The sequence below is a fragment of the uncultured Olsenella sp. genome (genome assembly GCF_959602185.1).
GTDB lineage: Bacteria > Actinomycetota > Coriobacteriia > Coriobacteriales > Atopobiaceae > Olsenella_I > Olsenella_I phocaeensis.
In genome coordinates, this window is sequence record NZ_CAUGRZ010000002.1 from 34,340 (window position 1) to 53,351 (window position 19,012).

The window sequence follows — 19,012 nt, forward strand, 5'->3', positions numbered from 1 at the left end:
TCCTATGCCTCCAGGTAGTCTGCGGTCCAGCCAGCATCCACGTCGATCTTGTTGGCGACCAGGCCGTTGTCGTTGAGCCACTGGAAGTAGCGCGCCCAGCGGGCCTTGTCGATGACGCCCCAGCTCGCGGCGTCGGCCACGTACTGGTCCTTGAGGTAGGACTGGCTCTGCCTCACCAGGGCCGCGTCGAGCTCGGGCACCTCGGCACAGAGCAGGTCCGCCGCGGAGTCGGGGTCCTTCACGGCGTACTCGTAGCCGCGTCGGACCGCGCGCAGGAAGGCCTTCACCACGTCGGGGTTCTTCGACGCGAACTCGGGGTTGGCCGCGATCACCGGCGTATAGAAGTCGAACACCTCGTCCATGTCGATGAAGCTGAAGTAGTTGACGTCGTAGCCCTGGACGGCGGCGTTCTGCACCGCCCAGCCCTCGTAGACCCACACGGTGTCGAACATGTTGGCGCGCAGGCCCGCGATCTCGTCGTCCACGGCGTAGGGGACCATCCTCACCTTCGAGTAGTCTCCGCCGTCGGCCTCGACCACGTCCTTGATGGTCGCCTGCTCGATGGGCATGTCCCAGGTGGCGTAGACGTGGTCCTCCATGCCCTTGGCGGAGGTTATCGCATCCTCCTTGCGGCTCATGATTCCGGAGGTGTTGTGCTGCAGGATGGCAGCGACCGCCGTGACGGGGAGGTCGGGCGAGTTGCTGAGCACGTTGGCGATGTAGTCCTGGTAGCTCACGCCGAGCTGGGCCTGGCCCGAGCCGATCATGGTCTCGGCCGTGTCCTCGGCGGGTTGGACGATGCTGACCTCCAGGCCCTCCTCGTCGAAGTAGGCCTCGTGCTGCGCCACGTAGATGCCCGTGTGGTTCGTGTTGGGCGTGTAGTCCAGACAGAAGGTGACCTTCGTCTTCTCCTTGGTGTCGGCGGCGGGCGCGGCGGTGCCGGCGCCGCAGCCGGCGAGCACAAGCGAGCTCGCGGCGGCGGTCGATGCGGCGATGAGGCCACGGCGGCTGAGGTTGGCAGTGGTGACGAAGCTGTTCATCTCTATTTCCTCTCTGCCCTCTTCCAGGGCATGCAGATGCGTTGCAGAAGGTCGACGCCGGCCATGAGCGCCAGCGAGAGCGCCGAGATCAGCACGATCACGGCGAACATGCGGTCGTACGAGAAGGACTTGCGCACGCGGGTCATGTAGACGCCCAGGCCAGAGAAGCCGCCCAGCCACTCGGCAATCACCGCGCCCACGATGGCGTAGGTGGCGCTGATGCGCAGGCCGCTGAAGAACTGCTCGGCCGCAGCGGGGAGCTTGACCTCCCAGAAGACCTGCCAGCGGGTGGCGTTCATGGTGCGCATGAGGTCTATGAGGTCAGGGTCGACCGAGCGGAAGCCCCCCACGAGCGAGACCGTCACCGGGAAGAAGGTGGTGAGCACGATGAGAACCACCTTGGGTGCCAGGCCGTAGCCGAACCACAGCACCAGAAGCGGCGCCACGGCGACGGTCGGGATGGTCTGCGACAGGGTGACGAGGGGCTCGAAGGCCAGGTAGACGATATCGAAGCGGTCCATGAGCACGGCGAAGGCGAAGCCCACGGCGCAGCCGATGGCGAGTCCCAGGGCGGCCTCGACCAGGGTCGTCGCGGCATGCGCGGCAAGGAGTGGCAGGTCGCCCGCAAGGGCGGCAACCACCTGGACGGGCGTGGGCAGCAGGAAGTTGGGAACGAGCCCCCCTGTCACGACGAGCTGCCACAGGGCGAGGAGCGCCGCGACGGCGAGGAGCGGGACCAGGACCTTGCGCGTGCGCGTGCGCGAGGGCGTGGTCACCTAGGCCACCGCGCCCTCTGCCTTGGGGGCGAACTCGGAGTCCGTCTGGTGGTACTTGCCGATCTTGTGCTCGGTGGACATGACGTCGCCGCCAGGACGGTACGAGATCTTCACGTAGCTGGCGCTCTCGGCGCAGCCGGCCTTGGCACCTGCCTCGATGCAGCGCTTCACGAGCTCCATGCAGGCGTCGAAGTCGCCTTCTATCGCGGTCTCGAAGGGCCCGACGTAGTAGTCGAGGCCCGAGGCGTCGATCGCGGCGATGACCTCGTCCACGATGCGGCAGACCTCGTCGTCGGAGCCCGCGTTCATGGGCAGGTACTGGAGGGCAACGGAACAGTTCATAGGCACTCCCCTCTGCGGGTGCCTCGCGGCGGCCCGCCTAGACCGGGACCCGCGCAAAGCGTGTGCCTTGGTCCCTACGCTGGCATTACCCAGATCAGGTACGGGCGGCAGCCGTCGGCGGCCGCCCCAGGGTCAGGGGCGCCTTGGCCCCAGTCTCAGCCGGCGTGCGCCAGCTCCCCTTTTTTCGACAAGCATTATAGTGCTTTGGATGTGGCACATCACACGATCCCTGACGGGGTGCCGGGGTGGGATGGTCCGCAGTTGGGTTTGTCACCGCCCGAATCCGAACCGCCTTTCCTCCGACACAAAGCGGATGAGGTTCTCGTGGATGACGCCACTACGCTTCTGCAGCAGATGATCGCAGGTGAGGAGGTATTTGGGATAGCCGTCGCGGGCCTTCTCGAGTGATGCGTATTCGCGGTCCTCGGTGGAGCGCTCGGCGATGGTATAGGAGACCTGCACGTACGAGTAGTCCTGCGCACCATCGCGCAGGATGAAGTCGCACTCGAGCTTCCCAATCCTACCGACACTTGCGGAGTAGCCTTGCGCGCGGGCGTACTCGTACACCACGTTCTCGAGCACGGGACCGTAGTTGATGCGATTGTCGGTGTTGAGGGCAAAGTAGAACCCGAGATCGGCAAGGTAGTACTTCTGCTCGCGGGCAAGAGAGCGCCTCGACTTCATGTCGAAGCGCGGACAGCGGTAGAGAATCTTGGCCTCTTCAAGAACGGTGACGTAGCGGTGCACCGTCTCCTCCTTGATGGGTACCCCCTCGACATCACGGAAGTATGCAGCGATGTTCCTGATGCTCGTCGTCGACCCAAAGTTGTTGATCATGTAGTCTCGGACGCGCTCGAAGACCGACACATTACGCACCTGAACACGGCGTTTGACGTCCTTCTCGAAGATCTCACGCACAACACCTTCGACGTAGGTCCGCTTCTCCGCCAACGTGGCGAGGTCGACCGCGCGGGGAAAGCCGCCCTCGAGGATGAAGTGGTCGAACTCCTCGGCGACATTGGGGCTTATCTCCTTCCCGTAGAGGCGTTTCATCCCCTCGTACTCAGCAAAAGTGAGCGTAAAGACCTCGAACTCCAAGTAGCGACCGGTGAGCTTGGTGGCGAGCTCGCCGGAAAGCAGGTAGGAGTTCGAGCCTGTGATGAAGATGGAGTGTGTCCCCTCCCCACGCCAAGCGTTGAGCACCTCCTCGAAGCCCTCAACGTTCTGCACCTCGTCAATGAAGAGGTAGGTCATGCCCTCCGGGGCCGAGACGCGCTCGATGAGCTCGTCGAGCGCGTCCGCAGTCCTCACCTTGCGGTAGCCGCGCGAGTCGAGGTCGAGGAACACGAGGTTGCGCTCCGGCACGCCCTGCTCCGCCAGCTCGTCGGCCACCATCCGCATGACGGTGGACTTCCCGCAGCGACGCACCCCCGTGATTACCTTGATAAGGTCAGCGTGCTTCACGAAGGGACGGATCCTCGAGAGGTAAAGCTCGCGCCGATAGATAGGCTCCATACATGTCTCCAAAGGCGTTTTAGGGTAGTACTCTTACAAATTTTAACAGAAGTACCACCCTATAAATGGTTTTATACAGCCTTCGATATTTCAACAAGATCAGGAACCGCATCGCCATAAACGTCAAGTCTCAGGGCTTCCATGGTCACTCCCGTCTGATGGGGTTGCCAGTCTCTATCGAGGCGATCAGTAATCTGTGAATGCTTTCGGCAGTCCAATACTCACCCTCGGAGAGAAGAGGTGCCTTATTGGAAGTCACATAGAACTCTCGCGCGACCTTCGCCTCATCCTGCAGTCCCAGCGAATCAAAAGCGACGGTCTCCGCCTCTTGGTCGAGACATACGATTCTCATGCACTGCGCTCCATGCGCGCCAGACTCCCCAATTGGCTCCTGACAAAGGTGAGGCGTCTCGACATAGGGGCTGGGCCCGTCGAAAAAACTTGTTTCCGTGCATGCCGATGCGCTGGTTGAACGAGTGCATCCAAGTATAGGAACCACCCTCGGTCGAAGACCAAACCTCGGCTTCGGTTCCCTCCGTACAGAGAGCCCACTCGTCTACGGCGCTCACTTTTTCGATGAGCCAATCAAGCTCTACGAGCGTTTTCTCGACGAGCTCAGCCGGGTGGCAGCCGCCGTATGGCCCCGCCGCCGCCCGCCACGACGACCGTCGCGACAGCCCGCCACGACGACACCCCATGCCCCCGACGTGTCAGAATGGCCCCGAAGGGAGCCGCATGTCACTGTCCCACCTCATAGACGGCCTGCTCGGACGCGTCGCGCCCATGCGCGTCGTGGCACGCTACCCCCACGGCATGTTTGGTCCCGTCCGCGTCCTGGACACGCTTGACGTGGACGGCCTGCCCGTGCGGATCCTCGAGGTCGACGGCAGCTGGCAGAGCGCCACCTACCTGGACGACGGCTGGTGCGAGCTGGCCTTCCCCTACCATCGCCTCTACGACGATGTACTCGTGGCCGCCCATGCCACCGGCAACGTCCTCATGCTGGGCGGAGGTGCCTGCGCCTACCCCAAGTACGCCATCGCCCACCATCCCGAGGCGACGGTCGACGTCGTCGAGGTCGACCCCCTCATGCTCGAGCTCGCACGGCGCCACTTCTTCCTCGACCGCCTCGAGGAGCGCTACCATGCCCAGGCGAAGGGTCGCCTGCGGCTGCACCAGGCCGACGCCCTGGACTTCCTCCGCACGACGGACCAGCGCTACGACGCGATACTCAACGACTGCTTCCAGGCGGAAGAACCCCTCGCAAGCCTCTCCTCGCCCGAGGCCCTCGACCTTGTCCGCACTCGCCTCCTGTCGCACGGCCTCTACCTCATCAACGTCGTGAGCGCACTCGAAGGGCCGGGCTCAGCTCCCCTGGCGGGACTCCTTCCCCTCCTCGGTGAGCGCTTCAAGACGGTACTCGTCCTGCCCTGCGGCGCCGACGAGGCCGACCTGCCCGACAACAACGTCGTGGTGGCAACAGACGCCGCGCCCGAGCTCGACGGAGCCCTCGACACAAGCGCGCTCGGCCTGTAGTGCAGGCCCCGTCCTCGCGCTCGCCCCTACGCGACAACCCAGCCGCGCGCTCGCCGCCGCACGCCAGCCTCGGCCACGCGCCCCCGCACGATGGCGGCCCGCCCCGGCCGCACCCACCCGGCCCCCTCCCGCGAACGGCGCAAAAACGCCTCTGAACGCATATATTATCCAATCATCCCGCGCCCATCGAAGCATAGGAACTCCTCACGGAAGCGCCCCGCAGACCCCCTTCTGACCTGCATACAATCTGACGCACAGGACGTCTGTGACGGAAGGGAGGGACCCATGGAGCAAGAGGCGTCGCCGTCACTGCGCGTCGAGCGCCAAGAGGTCGGGTTCGACTCCGCGGACGAGGTCTCCCGCATTCACGGCTACGTCTGGAGGGGCGTGGGAGAGGAGCCCCGCGCCGTGGTCCAGCTGATCCACGGCATGGCGGAGCACGTCGGGCGCTACGACGAGTTCGCCCGCCACCTCGTGCGGCGGGGCTACGCCGTCTGCGGGCACGACCAGATCGGCCACGGCCTCAGCGCTCCCGCAACCAAGTGGGGCGTCCTTCCCTCGCACGGCGGCCGCGACATCCTCGTCGAGGACGTCCATCGCCTGAGGCGGCTCGTCTCGCCCATCTTGGGAGAGGGACTCCCCCACTTCGTCTTCGGCCACTCCATGGGCAGCTTCGTCGCGCGCGCCTACGTCTCCGAGCATGCGGACGGCCTTGCCGGCGCCGTCATCTGCGGCACGGGCTTCGTGCCCCCCGCCACGTCCGCCGCCGGTCACGCCCTGGCACGCCTCATCGCCTGCCTGCGCGGCGACGCCCACAAGAGCGAGCTCCTCCACTCCATGGCCGACGGAGCGTACGCCAAGGCAGTGCCCCACGCGCGCACCGAGTTCGACTGGCTCTCGCACAACCAGCGCAACGTCGACGAGTACATCGCAGACAAGTCCTGCGGCTTCCTCTTCTCGGCCGGGGGCTACGCCACCCTCACCGAGCTCACCCGCGAGGCCTGCTCGCCCGAGTGCGCGCGGCACGTCCCCAACGACCTGCCGCTCCTCTTCGTCGCGGGGGCGGAGGACCCGGTGGGCGACTTCGGCCGTGGGGTCACCCGGTCCGCAGACCTCGCCCGCGACGCCGGCTCGGCCGACGTCGCGTACCACCTCTATGCCAACATGCGCCACGAGATCTTGAAGGAAGACGCGCGCCAGCTCGTCTTCGACGACGTTACCCGCTGGTTCGACGAACACTTGGGAGAAGAGAGATGAGCAAGGACTACGTCATAGCCCTGGACCAGGGCACCACCTCGTCGCGCGCCGTGCTCGTCGACCGCGAGGGTCGCATGGTCGACTGCGTGCAGCGCAGCTACCAGCAGATATATCCCCAGCCCGGCTGGGTCGAGCACAACCCGCAAGAGATACTCCTCTCGCAGCTGGGATCGCTCACCGAGCTGGTGAGCCGCCACGGGCTGAGCGAGCGCAACGTGGCGGCCATCGGCATAGACAACCAGCGCGAGACCACCATGGTCTGGGACCCCAGCACCGGAGAGCCCATAGCCAATGCCATCGTGTGGCAGTGCCGCCGCACGGCGGACATGGTGCAGGAGCTCTGCGGCACGGACGAGGTCCGCCGGATGGTGCAGGGCAAGACGGGCCTCCTGCCCGACGCCTACTTCTCCGCCAGCAAGCTACGCTGGCTGCTCGACAACGTGTCCGGCGCCCGCGAGCGCGCCGAGGCGGGCGAGCTCCTCTTCGGCACGATAGACAGCTGGCTCGTGTGGGTGCTCACCGGCGGCATGGTGCACGCCACGGACGAGACCAACGCCAGCCGCACCCTGCTCTACGACATCCACGAGGGCCGCTGGGACGAGGGGCTGCTCGCCCTCTTCGACGTCCCCGCCTGCATGCTCCCCGAGGTCAGGCGCTCGGCCAGCCTCTTCGGCGAGACGAGCTACCCCGGCGTGCCCGCGGGCATCCCCATCTGCGGCGTGGCGGGAGACCAGCAGAGCGCCCTCTTCGGCCAGTGCTGCTTCGAGGCGGGAGAGGCGAAGAACACCTACGGCACTGGCTGCTTCCTGCTCATGAACACCGGCGACGTCGCGGCTCGGTCCAAGAACAACCTGGTCACGACCATCGCCGCGGCAGCCCCCGGCACCGAGCGCACGCAGTACGCGCTCGAGGGCAGCGTCTTCGTCGCAGGGGCGCTCATCCAGTGGCTCAGGGACGAGCTGGGGCTCATCCGCAGCGCGGAGGAGACCGAGTACCTGGCCCGCAGCGTCCCGGACAACGGCGGGGTCTACATCGTGCCCGCCTTCACGGGGCTTGGCGCCCCCTACTGGAGACCCGAGGCGCGCGGCCTCATCTGCGGCCTCACCCGCGGGACGACGCCCGCCCACATCGCCCGTGCCGCCCTCGAGGCCCTGGCCTACCAGACGACCGACCTGGTGAGGGCCATGGAGGCGGACGCTGGACGCGTCCTCTGCGCGCTCAACGTGGACGGCGGTGCTTCCAGGAACGACTTCCTGGCGCAGTTCCAGGCGGACGTCCTGGGCATGCGCGTGAGGAGGCCCCAGAACATAGAGACCACCTCGCTGGGGGCCGCCTACCTCGCCGGCCTCACGAGCGGCTTCTGGTCGGGCACGGACGAGCTGCGCGGCCTGCGCGGCGACGATGACTGCTTCGAGCCCCGGATGGGGCGTCCCGAGGCAGAGCGGCTGCTCGCGGGCTGGGCACGGGCCGTGGGCCGGGCCATGTGAGGCACCGGCAGCGGCGTGGACCATCCCCTCTCCACAGTGAACAACGCATGGCTCGGTTCACCACCGGCTGCCTATAGTGAACGGTGTTCACACACGGCGGCGCGCGGCCCTTGGGGAACCGCGCCCACGGCTCGGGGAGCAGACATGGGCAGCACCATCGCATTCGCGTCCGTCGCCATCACGGCGGCGCTCGTCCTCTACACGGCAGGCGTCTTTGGGGAGCGCAGGCACCACTACCTGGGCAAGGCACAGCTCGCGCTCTACTGGGCGGGACTTGCCTGCGACAGCACGGGAACCGCCCTCATGGGCAGCTACGCCCGCACCAACGGCATCTCGGGCCTGGGCGTCCATGCCGTGACGGGCGCCGTCGCCATCGCGCTCATGCTCGCCCATGCCGTCTGGGCCAGCCTCGTCGTCTGGCGCGGGAGCGAGCGGGCCCGCCAGGGCTTCAGCCGCTACTCCGTCGCCGTCTGGCTCGCGTGGCTCGTCCCCTACCTTGTGGGGCTGCTCATGGGCATCCCCGCACTGGGCATGACGGGCACGAAGGCCGGCGTCGCCTCCGTCGCCATCGTCGCCGCGATCGCCCTCGTGCTGCGCCTGCGTCAGGAACCCACGACGCACGAGGACGCCGACGGCACGCGACGCCAGGCATAGACACCCCGACAGGACCGGGAGGCAAGGATGCCCAGGAGACGCACGAGCCAGGAGCAGATACTCGACGCGGCCTGCGGCCTGGCGCGGAACCACGGCCTCGACGCGATCAGCATCCGCGGTGTGGCGCGTGCCTGCCAGATCTCCGTCGGTTCGGTCTACAACTACTACCCCTCGCGCGACGAGCTGGTCGCGGCCACGGCGGAGGCGCTCTTCAGGGACGCCTTCTTCGCGGACTTCTGCCAGACCCGAAGCCAGGAGCCCTACCTCGACTACTGCCGCCGGCTCTTTGCGGGCCTGGACGAGCGCCTCTCTCCCCTGGGCTCCAACTGGCTCGCCCAGCTCCACGCCCTGGGCCCCGGGGCGCGCGAGGCGGGGCGGGAGCGCATGGACGCCCTCCTCTCGCACATGCTGGAGGGCCTGGCGCACGTCCTGGAGTCGGACCCCTCCGTCAGGCGAGAGGTGCTCCGGGGCCAGCTGGAGCCCGAACGCATCTGCAGGCTTACCCTCGACGCGATGTTCGACGCCCTCAGGCGGCGCTCGGACTGCCAGACCCTCTTCGCCCTGATGGAGCGCGCCCTCTATGGCGGCGGCTAGCGCCTCGGACCGCGAGCGAGGGGCGGAATCACGGAGGGAGAGGTAGCGCGGGCATCCGTCGTGCAGAACTCGCCCGAGATGGCACCAATCTGTCAACTCGGGCGAGTTCTGCACGACGACGCCAAGCTTCGCCGCCTAGTCCCGCGACCTAGGGAGCTGTTCCTCTCCCCCGGAAGGGGGAGCCACGTCCCCTCCGCCCCTCCCGGGCAGCCTCCCCGCCCGGCGCAGCGCGTCCCGCACGATCCACTCGACCTGCGCGTTAGAGCTGCGCATCTCGTCCGCCGCCCACCTCTGGACGGCGGACCAGAGCTCGGGGTCGATGCGCAGGGGGTACTGCTTCCTCGCCAACGCGACGCACCGCCCTACTGGTACAGGCTGCCGGTGTTGAGCACGGGCTGCGCCTCGGACTCGCCGCAGAGCACCACCATGAGGTTGGATGCCATAACGGCCTTGCGGTCGTCGTCGAACTCCACGATCCCGCCGTCCGAGAGCTGCGCGAGCGCCATGTCCACCATGCTCACGGCACCCTCGACGATCTTCTTGCGTGCGGCGATGACGGCGTCGGCCTGCTGGCGGCGGAGCATCGCCTGGGCGATCTCGGGCGCGTAGGCCAGGTGCGTCAGGCGCGCGTCGTCCACGGCGACGCCCGCGACGGCCAGCTTGCGCTCGAGCTCCGCCTTGAGGCTCTCCGAGACCTCCTCGATGTTGGAGCGCAGGGTGATGGAGCTCGCGCTCTCGTCCTCGTCCTCCATGTGGTCGTAGGCATAGATGCTGGCAACGTGGCGCAGCGCGGTCTCGGTCTGCATGCAGACGAAGCTCTCGTAGTCATCCACGTCGAAGACAGCCTTCGCCGTGTCGGCCACGCGCCACACCACCACGGTCGCAATCTCTATGGGGTTGCCCATCTTGTCGTTGACCTTGAGGCGGTCGCCGTTGAGCGTGCGTGCGCGGGTGGAGATCTTGGCGCCGTGCACATGAGAGGGAGAGCCCGCGCTGGCGCTCGAGATGCCCGTGATGGAGGCTGCGATGTCCACCGAGGGCGAGGCGTTGGAGCTGCCCAGGTTGCGGGAGTAGAAGGGGTTGGCCCAACGCAGCCCCTCGTCACGCACCGTGCCCACGTACTTGCCAAAGAGGACGCAGATGCGCGCCTGTCCCGGCTGCAGGGTGAAGAAGCCGCAGCTCAGGATTATTGCCACCGCCAGCATGACGAAGCCCAGCGGAATGGCCACCCAGGCAGTCACGGGGGCGACGAGCCCCAGGTCGTCGTAGAGGCTGACGTTCATGATGCCTCGCACGACCATGTAGACGCTCGCCAGGTACAGGACGACGACCACCAGGAGCATCGCCCAGCCGGACGCCGCGTGGGCCTTCTTCTCTACGCTCATGTCTCGTTCCCTTCTGCGCGAGGGGCCGACCTCCCCCATGGAGGCGCTGCCCTCGTGTCCCTCCCCGCACGGAGAGGCTGAGGTCATAGTGATATCACTTTGAGGTCTTGTCAACGTACCATAGGAGAGAAGGAGAGAAACGCTCCAAAATCGTGCGCAGGTCACTCCCAGTCTGCGCGCCGTGCCGACAAAAGGCCAGGTCAGCGCAATTTCGTGCACAGGCCATTCCTCGTCTGCGCACGAAGAACTCCACGACGCACCCCAAAACGCCCATTGACTCGCGCAACCGAACCCCGTGCCCGCGCGCCTCGCGCGCCTGCCTCCGCGCCTCGCGCGCCTGCCCGCGCACCCCCCGCGCCCCACGCACCTACCCCCCACGCCTCGCGCGCCCGCGATCCCCCCTGTGACATCATGGAACCAGCCACGGACCAGGGAGGCCAGGATGGACGAAGCACTGCTGCAAAGGCTCCGGGCCTACGCGCGGGACCACCACGACCAGGAGCTCGAGCTGCTCCGCACGCTCGCCGGCATCCCCGCCCCGACCCGCCACGAGGAGCGCCGGGCGGCCTTCGTGGCGGAGTGGCTCAGACGGCAGGGCGCAAACGAGGTCTGGGTGGACGGGCAGAAGAACGTCCTCTGCCTCCTCAGACGTCCCTCGGGCGAGAGCGACCACGCCGCGCCGTCCAGGCCCCAGGCCAACCCCGGAACGCCGTCCCCCTGCCGTGACCTCGTCCTCTTCTGTGCCCACACCGACGTCGTCTTCGACGACGTCGAGCCCTTCGAGGTGTGCGAGGAGGGAGGGCGGCTGCTCGCGCCGGGCATAGGCGACGACACGGCGAACCTCGTGGCGCTGCTCATGGCGACGAGCTGCCTGTTGGAACACCCACAAGAGCTCGCTGCGGCCACCGCACGGGCGGACCTCCTCGTCGTGGCCAACAGCTGCGAGGAGGGCTTGGGCAACCTCGACGGGACCAAGGCCGTCTTCCGCTGGCTGGAGGCCTGCGGCACGACCGTGCGAGCGTTCGTCTCGCTCGACCTGTACCTGCCCCAATGCATAGGCGTGGCCGTGGGCTCCGAGCGCTGGAGGATCGAGGTCAGGACCCAAGGCGGGCACTCCTACCACGATTTCGGCCGCCCCAACGCCATCGAGCGCCTCTGCCGCGTCGTCGGCGAGCTCTATGCCAGCACGCTGCCGCAGGACCCGACCACGGGCGCCCGGACCACCATCAACGCGGGACGCATCGAGGGCGGGAGCACGGTCAACGCCATCGCGTCCCAGGCGAGCTGCCTCTTCGAATACCGCAGCGAGTCCGCGGCAAACCTCGCGGCGATGCGCACCCGGCTGCAAGAGGTCGTCGCCAACGCGGGCGAGAGGGGCGTCCGCACCTCGCTCGAGCGCATAGGCATGAGGCCCGGGAACGCAGGCACCCGTCCCGAGGCGCAGGAGCGCGTCACAAGGCTCGCCTGCGAGGCAATCCGCTCCGTCACGGGAGAGGAGCCCGACCTCTCCCCCGCCTCCACGGACGCCAACATCCCCCTCAGCCTAGGGATCCCCGCCCTCACGGTGGGGACGGTGCATGGCGGCCTCCTCCACACCAGGGACGAGTGGGTAGACCCCGGGAGCCTGGAGGACGGGCTCGTCCTGGCCCTCGCGCTGATGCTCGAGCTGCCCGGCGGGGCAATGTCCCAAGACGACCTTATTCACAAGCTGAATTGCCCCCAAGCCCCCATAACCACCTTCCACGGCAGCGAAAAGTGACAAGTCACAGGTCACTGGCGTAAGATAGTCCAACGCTTTTTGGGACAACCTGTCCCACGGCCCTGCAGGAAGGCGAGAGGAACCAGCGTGACCGACGACAGCGACCGCATGCCAAGGGTCGAGGACGAGCCCAGCCCGACGGGCGAGGGCAACGTCCCGCGCCATATGGCGACGAGCTGCCCCTGGTCCAACGGGCAAGAAGAGGTCGTGCTCCCCGAGCACTCGGCAGCCGAGCACGCGCGCGTCGAGCACGTCGATGCGGCGCTGGAGCCCGCGAGTGCGGCGTCGCCCGATGGCGTCGGCACACTCTCCGAGGACGAGCGCCTGGAGCCTGGTGCCACCTCCGCCGTGGCGCCAGGGGACGCGGCGCCCTCCCAGGCGCTGGACGAGCAGCTCCCCACCATCGAGGCCGCGCCCACCCCCAAAGAGGACGGCGACGACGCCGTCGACGATGGCAACGCCCTGGGGCCAGGCGCGACCGGAGCCGTGAAGGCCGCGGACGTGAGGGCCCCCAAGATCGAGCAGGGCTGGGCCGTCGACGAGGGCACGGGGACGCTGCCGGGAGGCCGAGGGTTCCCCCACCTGCTCGTCGCCGGCATCATCGCGGTCCTGGTCGCCATCCTGGGGTCCAGCCTCATCCTCACCAGCTGCTTCGGGCTCTTTTCCGACCCCGAGGTACCCAACGTCGTGGGCCTTGATGCCGCGTCTGCCCAGGCGGAGCTCGAGTCGCAGGGCTACGACGTCGAGGTGAGCGAGCAGGTCACCCAGAGCTCGGAGGACGCGGGCCGCGTGCTGGCAACGGAACCCACGGCCGACAGCGCGCTTCCCAGCGGCGGGGACGTGACGCTCAAGGTGGGCAAGTCCCCCGAGGTGACACAGGCCGTTCCCGACCTGGTCGGGCTCTCGCTGGACGACGCCGTCACGGCGCTCGCGCAGACCAAGTTCTTCGTGAAGGACGACGTCACCTTCGCCTACTCGGACACCGTCGCCGCGGGAAAGGTGATCAGCCAGGGGCCCGAGGCAGGGGCCATGGAGGTCATGGGCACCAAGGTGGACCTCGTCGTGTCGGACGGCCCCAACCCCGACGCGGGCGACACCAGCGACTTCGCAGACGACAACGAGCAGAGCAGCGTCTCGATCCCGGACCTCAGGGGCATGACCGTGGCAAAGGCCACCGTGCTCCTTCGCGGTATGGGCCTCGAGGTGGCCAGGGGCGAGGCGGTCCTCACCGACGACTTCGTCAACGGCACCGTCGCCGCCGTCGAGCCCCCCACGGACAGCGTCGTAGCCGTGGGCAGCACGGTCACCATCCACGAGGCACAGCCCAAGGCCGGCACGGCCAACTAGGCCGCGGGGCTAGGCGCCTGTCGGGACCACAGCCTCCTCCCACAGCACAAGCCGCTCCTCCTTGCCAACGGGCTCCCACTCCCCTCCCGCAAGCTCCGGGGCAGCAAGCAGCTCCAGCTTCTGGGGGCGGCTCGCATGGTGCAGGCGCCACTCCAGCCTGCAGGCCAACGAGCGGCCCTCGCAGGCCCAGAGCCCCCGCAGGCCGACGGGCCGATGTCGCTGCGTGTAGCGGGCCCCAGGAGGCCTCTGGGAAAGGTGCTCGCGCAGGCGCCGCACCACGTCCGTGGTGATGCCGGAGTAGAGCGAGCCATCCTCGCATTCCAGCACGTAGACGTAGTAGGTTCTTGGCTTTGGGGCCGATTCGTCCGAGACGGGTCCTCCCTTTTGCCCGGCGGACGGCTCAGCCTCAGGCAAGGCGCGGGCCCTCGTCGTCCCAGATAAGGGGAAGTCCCATTCCCGCAAGGGCCTCGACCACGTCGCGCAGCCCCTCGGGAGCGCCGTCGTGGCCAAAGCCGCTCGCCCCCATGCCCGCGCCGGCGCACTCCAGGGACCAGTGCCATCCGCCCGGGCGCGCCGGTGCGCCCCCGCCGTGCTCCCAGGGCTCCAGGTCCAGCCCTCTGAGCGCTGACGCCAGGGCGCTGGCCTGTCCCCCTTCCAGGTGGGACACCCGCCTCGCACGATGGTTGCCCTCGGCCCACCAGAGCTCGAGCGCGTCGTCCTCGGTTCGGCCGACGAAGGCCTCGAAGCCGCCTCCCGCAGCCGCACCGCGGCTCACGCGCAGGTGAAGGAGGGCGAGCCGTCCCGCAAGCTCGCCCATGGACTCCGGATACGCCCGCTCGAGCGGCTCGACCATGGCCTGCGGGACGGACAGGAAGTCCTCCTCGGCCTGGGGGTCGATCAAGGCGACCTCGCACACGCCCTCCTCGACGGAGTAGACCGTGCCGTAGCCGCCCGTCGCGGCGACCCTCACCAAGGCGTCCCTCTCCATGCTCCCTCCCTCGCGCTGGCCCTAGACGGACGCGAGCGCCTGGTCCAGGTCGGCCACCAGGTCCTCCCCCGCCTCCAGACCACAGGAGAGCCTGACCATGCTGGGGGATATGCCCGCCGCCACAAGCTCCTCGTCGCTCATCTGGCGATGGGTGGAGCTGGCGGGGTGCAGGCAGCAGCTGCGCGCGTCCGCCACGTGCGTCTCGATGGCAAAGAGGCGCAGCGCCGCCATGAACCTCTCCGCCTCCGCGCGGCCCCCCGCCACCTCGAAGCTCACCACGCCGCAGCTGCCGTTGGGCAGGTACTTCTGCGCAAGGGCGTGGAACTCGTCATCGGGGAGTCCGGGGTAGCGAACAGAGGCCACCTTGGGGTTGGACTGCAGGAACTGCGCCACCGCCTGGCCGTTGGCGCAGTGCTGCGGCATGCGGACGTGCAGGCTCTCGAGCCCCAGGTTGAGGTAGAAGGCGTTCTGGGGCGACTGTATGGAGCCGAAGTCGCGCATGAGCTGGGAGGTCGCCTTGGTGATGAAGGCGCCTGCCCGGCCAAAGCGCTCGGCATAGACGATGCCATGGTAGGACTCGTCGGGCGTGGTGAGACCTGGGAAGCGCTCGGCGTTGGCCATCCAGTCGAAGTTGCCGGAGTCCACGATGGCGCCACCCACGCCGCAGCCGTGGCCGTCCATGTACTTGGTGGTGGAGTGGGTCACGATGTCGGCGCCCCACTCGATGGGCCGGCAGTTGACGGGCGTGGGGAAGGTGTTGTCGACGATCAGGGGCACGCCGTGGGCGTGCGCGGCGGCGGCGAAGCGCTCGATGTCCAGGACCGCGAGGGCGGGGTTTGCGATGGTCTCGCCGAAGACGGCCTTGGTGTTGGGGCGGAAGGCCGCCTCGAGCTCCTCGTCCGAGCAGGTGGGAGAGACGAAGGTGGTCTCGAGCCCCATCTTTGCCATGGTGTGGGCGAGAAGGTTGTAGCTCCCGCCATAGATGGTGGAGCAGGCGACGACGTGGTCGCCTGACTGTGCGATGTTGAACACGGAAAAGAAGTTGGCCGCCTGGCCCGAACTGGTGAGCATGGCCGCGCTGCCGCCCTCGAGGGCGCAGATCTTCGCGGCGACGGCGTCGTTCGTGGGGTTCTGCAGGCGGGTGTAGAAGTAGCCCTCCGCCTCGAGGTCGAAGAGCTGCCCCATGCGCTCGGAAGTGTCGTACTTGAAGGTCGTGGACTGCACGATGGGAATCTGGCGCGGCTCCCCGTTCCCGGGCGCATAGCCAGCCTGGACGCAACGCGTGGCAATCTGGGTCATGTGAGCTCCTTTGGGTCAAAGGGCAACCAGACGAGGCACCGGTCGCGAGGAGGGCCCTCCCCCGCCGCGGCCACGTCCGAAACCTTACACCAAGGAGAGGGCCGGCTACCCGACGTTCAAGCGGTGGAAACGAGAGTTGAAAGCCGTAGACAACAGTCTCCAGGCCATGACAAACAACAAAGTCAGAGCCAACGCAATTGTCACGTGAATTATTCTGCCGCCGCGAATGCCACTATAGAGAGTCTTGAAAACATCAATCGCCGCAATGCGACAGGCGGTTTGATGAAAAAGATAGAAGGACATCTCAATTGCGTAAAAGCTCTGGAGAGGCGCCAGGGACAAAAAGCGAGAGATAGGCCCTTCCCCCCTAGCAAAGACCACCACCAGTGGGCATGCAAGGAAAACAAAAGCAGAGCGCGGAAGCAGCGCATTACCGTACCAGACAGCGGTTACATAGACGGCAACTATCGACAACTCGAGAGTCGCCTTCTTCCAAGGACTGATACCTCTCGTGGGCAAAAAATCCGTAAAGACGATGCCAACGCAATAGGCAAGCGAAAATTCCAGGAGACGGACGAGAGGATTGCTGTGGACGCTGTAGGAATAGATATCTGGAAATGTCACGGCAAGTAATTCGGCAACCGTCCGCACCAAGAAGATCGTCGCCATGAGCAAAGACATCTTTAAGACCTTTGAGCCGAGAGCGGTCGCACCCATCACTCTTTTCACGACGTATGCAACGAATGGGGTCGCTGCATAGCAAAGCAACAGCGCAGATAGGAACCAGCTTGCACCATTGTATTCCGGAAGCAATGCAATCTTGGGAAACCAAGATTGCATCAACAAGAGGTAAGGCAGCATTGTTCCCACGAACCTCAACTCGAGGGTGATTTTTCCAGTCAGGAAAGACAGGGCGACAGCCGACAGGAGGGATGCGAGATACATCGGATAAATGACACGCAACTTCCTACGCACGGAGAGAAAGCACTCCTCCAATGTGAACTCCCAAGAGAAGCCATGTCGGTACGCCTCAAGGAAGCCAGAGGAAACGAAAAATATCTCGCAGCACCTAGCACCCAAATCGGGCGCTTTCAACACTCCACAATGCCAAACCAAAATGAGAAGAAGCGCCATGGACTTCATTCCCGAGACTGCCCTTAGCCATGGCCTGGACTCACCCAAGTAAAATCTCCTCGTTAGTCACGTATCTTCAGACGAAGCATACCGCTAAACACACCTCAGTCTGCACTACCCAAGTAGGCCCTCGATGTGACGATACGAAAATCAACTCTCATGACATGTACGCCCTTTTGAGCGCATCTCGGAAAAGACCACAGACTCCTTTCTGGATAGTTTTAGGAGGCATGGTCATTCCGTTCGTTTTATCAACACGCGAGAAAATTGGCGCATTCAACGCGCAGAATACTGACTCATCTTTCCATGACGTATCAAAAGAACCTGCACCTATCTCGCCTAATATCCTTTCTTTCCATGCGCCCGCCGGTACCAAGAGACAGACGCATCGCGCCTTCCCTATACTTCTCCCATGGACAAAAGAACCCTTATCAAGAATGTTTCGGTAGCCTTCCTCGCCCAGGGGGTGAGCATGCTGCTGAGCATCGTCCAGTCGCTGATTGTCCCGAAGCTCCTCGGCACCGAACAGTACGGCTATTGGCAGCTCTTCATCTTCTACATAGGCTATGTCGGCTTCTTTCACCTAGGGCTCAATGACGGTGTCTACCTCATCAAGGGAGGGCAGTCACGCGACCAGATTGACAGACGGTCGGTCAACTCACAGTTCGTCTTCGCTCTATCGTTCCAACTGGTCATGGCCATCGTCATCGTCGCGATAGCCGTCCTTGGAGGCTTTGGCCCCGAGCGGGAGTTCGTTATTGTCTGCACGGGCATCTTCCTCGTCATACAGAACGCGGCGACATACTTGACCTTCCTACTGCAGGCAATGAACGAGACCAGGCTCTCCTCCTACTCGTCCATTGTCGAGCGCCTGTCTTTTCTCGTCCCACTCCTATTACTCCTAACGGGGCGGATCCATGCGTTCGAGCCATACGTCATCTCCTACATCTTTTCAAGTGTCGTGCAGCTTGGCTTCTGCCTGTACCTACTACGGGACTTTACAAAATCTGGCATCCTAGCACCGAGCCAAGCCGCCCGGGAGGGTATCCAGAGCATCCGCGTGGGCATCAAGCTCATGCTTGCAAACATCGCCAGCCAGCTGGTTCTCGGCATCGCGCGCTTCGCCATCGATGCGACGTGGGGCATCAAGACATTCGGAGAGCTCTCGCTCGCTCTCTCCATGGTCAACTTCTTCCTAGCGTTCGTCTCACAGGCAAGCATGGTGCTCTTCCCTGCCCTCAGGCAGAGCAGCGCCCAGTCCGCCAAGCACTTCTACACCGTGGCCCGCGATGCGATGGGACTCGCCTTCCCTGCGGTCTACTTGCTGTACCAACCGATGACCTGGCTCCTCGGACTGTGGCTGCCCCAGTACGCGCATAGTTTCGTTTTCTTCATCTATCTGATGCCCCTCTGCGTCTTTGACAGCAAGATGAACATTACATGCACCACGTTCTTTAAGGTGCGCCGCGAGGAGGCGGTGCTATTCAGAATCAATGCGTGCATTGCGTTGCTCAGCGCCCTCGGCACCTTCCTAGGAACCAACGTCTTCCACTCGATCTACATGGTCATCGGTTCCGTCGTCTTGGCAATCATAATCAGGAGCCTCTACTCAGAGAGCTACCTCAACCGTGCCATCGGCGTCCCACCCACCAGCATCGGAATATGGGAGCTTGTATTGACGGGAGCCTTCGTCACCATGACGATTCTCCTGCCTCCCCTCGTAGCAACCACAGCGTACCTGTTGTTCTATGTGGCATTCCTCGTCGCCAACGGGAACCGCGTCCAATCAACCTACAAAGCCCTCAGAACATAGGGTGCCAGCGCGGTCGGTCTCACTGCGCACATGGGTCCCGAACGAAAGCCCACAATGATACGGTATGCGCAAGGCCACATGCGCCA

Annotated in this window: 18 protein-coding genes and 1 riboswitch; of the genes, 8 read left to right on the forward strand and 10 right to left on the reverse strand. The window is 65.5% G+C overall.

All coding sequences use genetic code 11. The annotated features are described in order from the left end of the window. Positions 1-2 precede the first annotated feature (2 nt). The 4 genes from Q5923_RS01980 to Q5923_RS01995 form a co-directional block, all read right to left on the reverse strand. Complete coding sequence (locus Q5923_RS01980; RefSeq protein ID WP_303131803.1) at positions 3-1,040, reverse strand: ABC transporter substrate-binding protein; 1,038 nt, start codon at positions 1,038-1,040, stop codon at positions 3-5. Positions 1,041-1,042: 2 nt separating this feature from the next. Next, positions 1,043-1,816 (reverse strand): ABC transporter permease, encoded by a 774-nt coding sequence (locus tag Q5923_RS01985; protein ID WP_303131805.1) that lies wholly within the window; start codon positions 1,814-1,816, stop codon positions 1,043-1,045. Beyond that, positions 1,817-2,158 carry an MTH1187 family thiamine-binding protein gene (locus Q5923_RS01990; protein WP_009279553.1) on the reverse strand — a complete coding sequence of 114 codons (342 nt, stop codon included), beginning with the start codon at positions 2,156-2,158 and terminating at the stop codon, positions 1,817-1,819. Positions 2,159-2,212: 54 nt separating this feature from the next. After that, a riboswitch (TPP riboswitch) is annotated at positions 2,213-2,293 on the reverse strand. A gap of 135 nt (positions 2,294-2,428) precedes the next feature. Next, positions 2,429-3,673 (reverse strand): ATP-binding protein, encoded by a 1,245-nt coding sequence (locus tag Q5923_RS01995; protein WP_009279554.1) that lies wholly within the window; start codon positions 3,671-3,673, stop codon positions 2,429-2,431. A 735-nt stretch (positions 3,674-4,408) separates the two neighbouring features. Between Q5923_RS01995 and Q5923_RS02000 the strand changes: the two genes are divergently transcribed. From Q5923_RS02000 to Q5923_RS02020, 5 genes are all read left to right on the forward strand, one after another. Beyond that, positions 4,409-5,209 carry a spermidine synthase gene (locus Q5923_RS02000; RefSeq protein ID WP_303131808.1) on the forward strand — a complete coding sequence of 267 codons (801 nt, stop codon included), beginning with the start codon at positions 4,409-4,411 and terminating at the stop codon, positions 5,207-5,209. Between the two features lie 285 nt (positions 5,210-5,494). Further along, the gene (locus tag Q5923_RS02005) at positions 5,495-6,466 is read left to right on the forward strand and encodes an alpha/beta fold hydrolase (RefSeq protein ID WP_303131810.1); all 972 of its coding nucleotides are present in this window, start codon (positions 5,495-5,497) and stop codon (positions 6,464-6,466) included. Continuing rightward, positions 6,463-7,953, forward strand: coding sequence for a glycerol kinase GlpK (gene glpK, locus Q5923_RS02010; RefSeq protein ID WP_303131812.1), 1,491 nt, complete (start codon positions 6,463-6,465; stop codon positions 7,951-7,953). Before Q5923_RS02005 ends, glpK begins: the two co-directional genes overlap by 4 nt. A 144-nt stretch (positions 7,954-8,097) precedes the next feature. Next, a complete protein-coding gene (locus Q5923_RS02015; RefSeq protein WP_303131814.1) occupies positions 8,098-8,607 on the forward strand; it encodes an HsmA family protein in 510 nt (169 codons plus the stop codon). A gap of 27 nt (positions 8,608-8,634) precedes the next feature. Further along, on the forward strand, positions 8,635-9,201 hold the full coding sequence (locus Q5923_RS02020; protein WP_303131815.1) for a TetR/AcrR family transcriptional regulator: 567 nt from the start codon (positions 8,635-8,637) through the stop codon (positions 9,199-9,201). A 135-nt stretch (positions 9,202-9,336) separates the two neighbouring features. Here the strand turns inward: Q5923_RS02020 and Q5923_RS02025 are convergent, their stop codons facing one another. Both Q5923_RS02025 and Q5923_RS02030 read right to left on the reverse strand, forming a co-directional pair. Further along, positions 9,337-9,549 (reverse strand): hypothetical protein, encoded by a 213-nt coding sequence (locus Q5923_RS02025; RefSeq protein ID WP_009279561.1) that lies wholly within the window; start codon positions 9,547-9,549, stop codon positions 9,337-9,339. 14 nt (positions 9,550-9,563) lie between these two features. Beyond that, positions 9,564-10,586, reverse strand: a complete 1,023-nt coding sequence (locus Q5923_RS02030; protein ID WP_303131817.1) for an SPFH domain-containing protein — start codon at positions 10,584-10,586, stop codon at positions 9,564-9,566. A gap of 442 nt (positions 10,587-11,028) precedes the next feature. Between Q5923_RS02030 and Q5923_RS02035 the strand changes: the two genes are divergently transcribed. Both Q5923_RS02035 and Q5923_RS02040 read left to right on the forward strand, forming a co-directional pair. Beyond that, complete coding sequence (locus Q5923_RS02035) at positions 11,029-12,345, forward strand: M20/M25/M40 family metallo-hydrolase (RefSeq protein WP_303131819.1); 1,317 nt, start codon at positions 11,029-11,031, stop codon at positions 12,343-12,345. A gap of 87 nt (positions 12,346-12,432) precedes the next feature. Then, positions 12,433-13,692: a PASTA domain-containing protein gene (locus tag Q5923_RS02040; RefSeq protein ID WP_303131820.1), complete on the forward strand. Its 1,260-nt coding sequence runs from the start codon at positions 12,433-12,435 to the stop codon at positions 13,690-13,692. Between the two features lie 9 nt (positions 13,693-13,701). On the opposite strand, the gene Q5923_RS02045 is transcribed toward Q5923_RS02040, so the two are convergent. From Q5923_RS02045 to Q5923_RS02060, 4 genes are all read right to left on the reverse strand, one after another. Beyond that, positions 13,702-14,106, reverse strand: coding sequence for a GIY-YIG nuclease family protein (locus Q5923_RS02045; RefSeq protein WP_303131821.1), 405 nt, complete (start codon positions 14,104-14,106; stop codon positions 13,702-13,704). After that, positions 14,099-14,680 (reverse strand): hypothetical protein, encoded by a 582-nt coding sequence (locus tag Q5923_RS02050; protein WP_303131822.1) that lies wholly within the window; start codon positions 14,678-14,680, stop codon positions 14,099-14,101. Before Q5923_RS02050 ends, Q5923_RS02045 begins: the two co-directional genes overlap by 8 nt. A gap of 21 nt (positions 14,681-14,701) precedes the next feature. After that, positions 14,702-15,979, reverse strand: coding sequence for an O-acetylhomoserine aminocarboxypropyltransferase/cysteine synthase family protein (locus Q5923_RS02055; RefSeq protein ID WP_303131824.1), 1,278 nt, complete (start codon positions 15,977-15,979; stop codon positions 14,702-14,704). A 105-nt stretch (positions 15,980-16,084) separates the two neighbouring features. After that, positions 16,085-17,122, reverse strand: a complete 1,038-nt coding sequence (locus tag Q5923_RS02060; protein WP_368501941.1) for an acyltransferase family protein — start codon at positions 17,120-17,122, stop codon at positions 16,085-16,087. A 403-nt stretch (positions 17,123-17,525) separates the two neighbouring features. Here Q5923_RS02060 and Q5923_RS02065 point away from each other — a divergent pair, with 403 nt between their 5' ends. After that, on the forward strand, positions 17,526-18,926 hold the full coding sequence (locus Q5923_RS02065) for a lipopolysaccharide biosynthesis protein (RefSeq protein ID WP_050796684.1): 1,401 nt from the start codon (positions 17,526-17,528) through the stop codon (positions 18,924-18,926). The last annotated feature ends 86 nt before the right edge of the window (positions 18,927-19,012 follow it).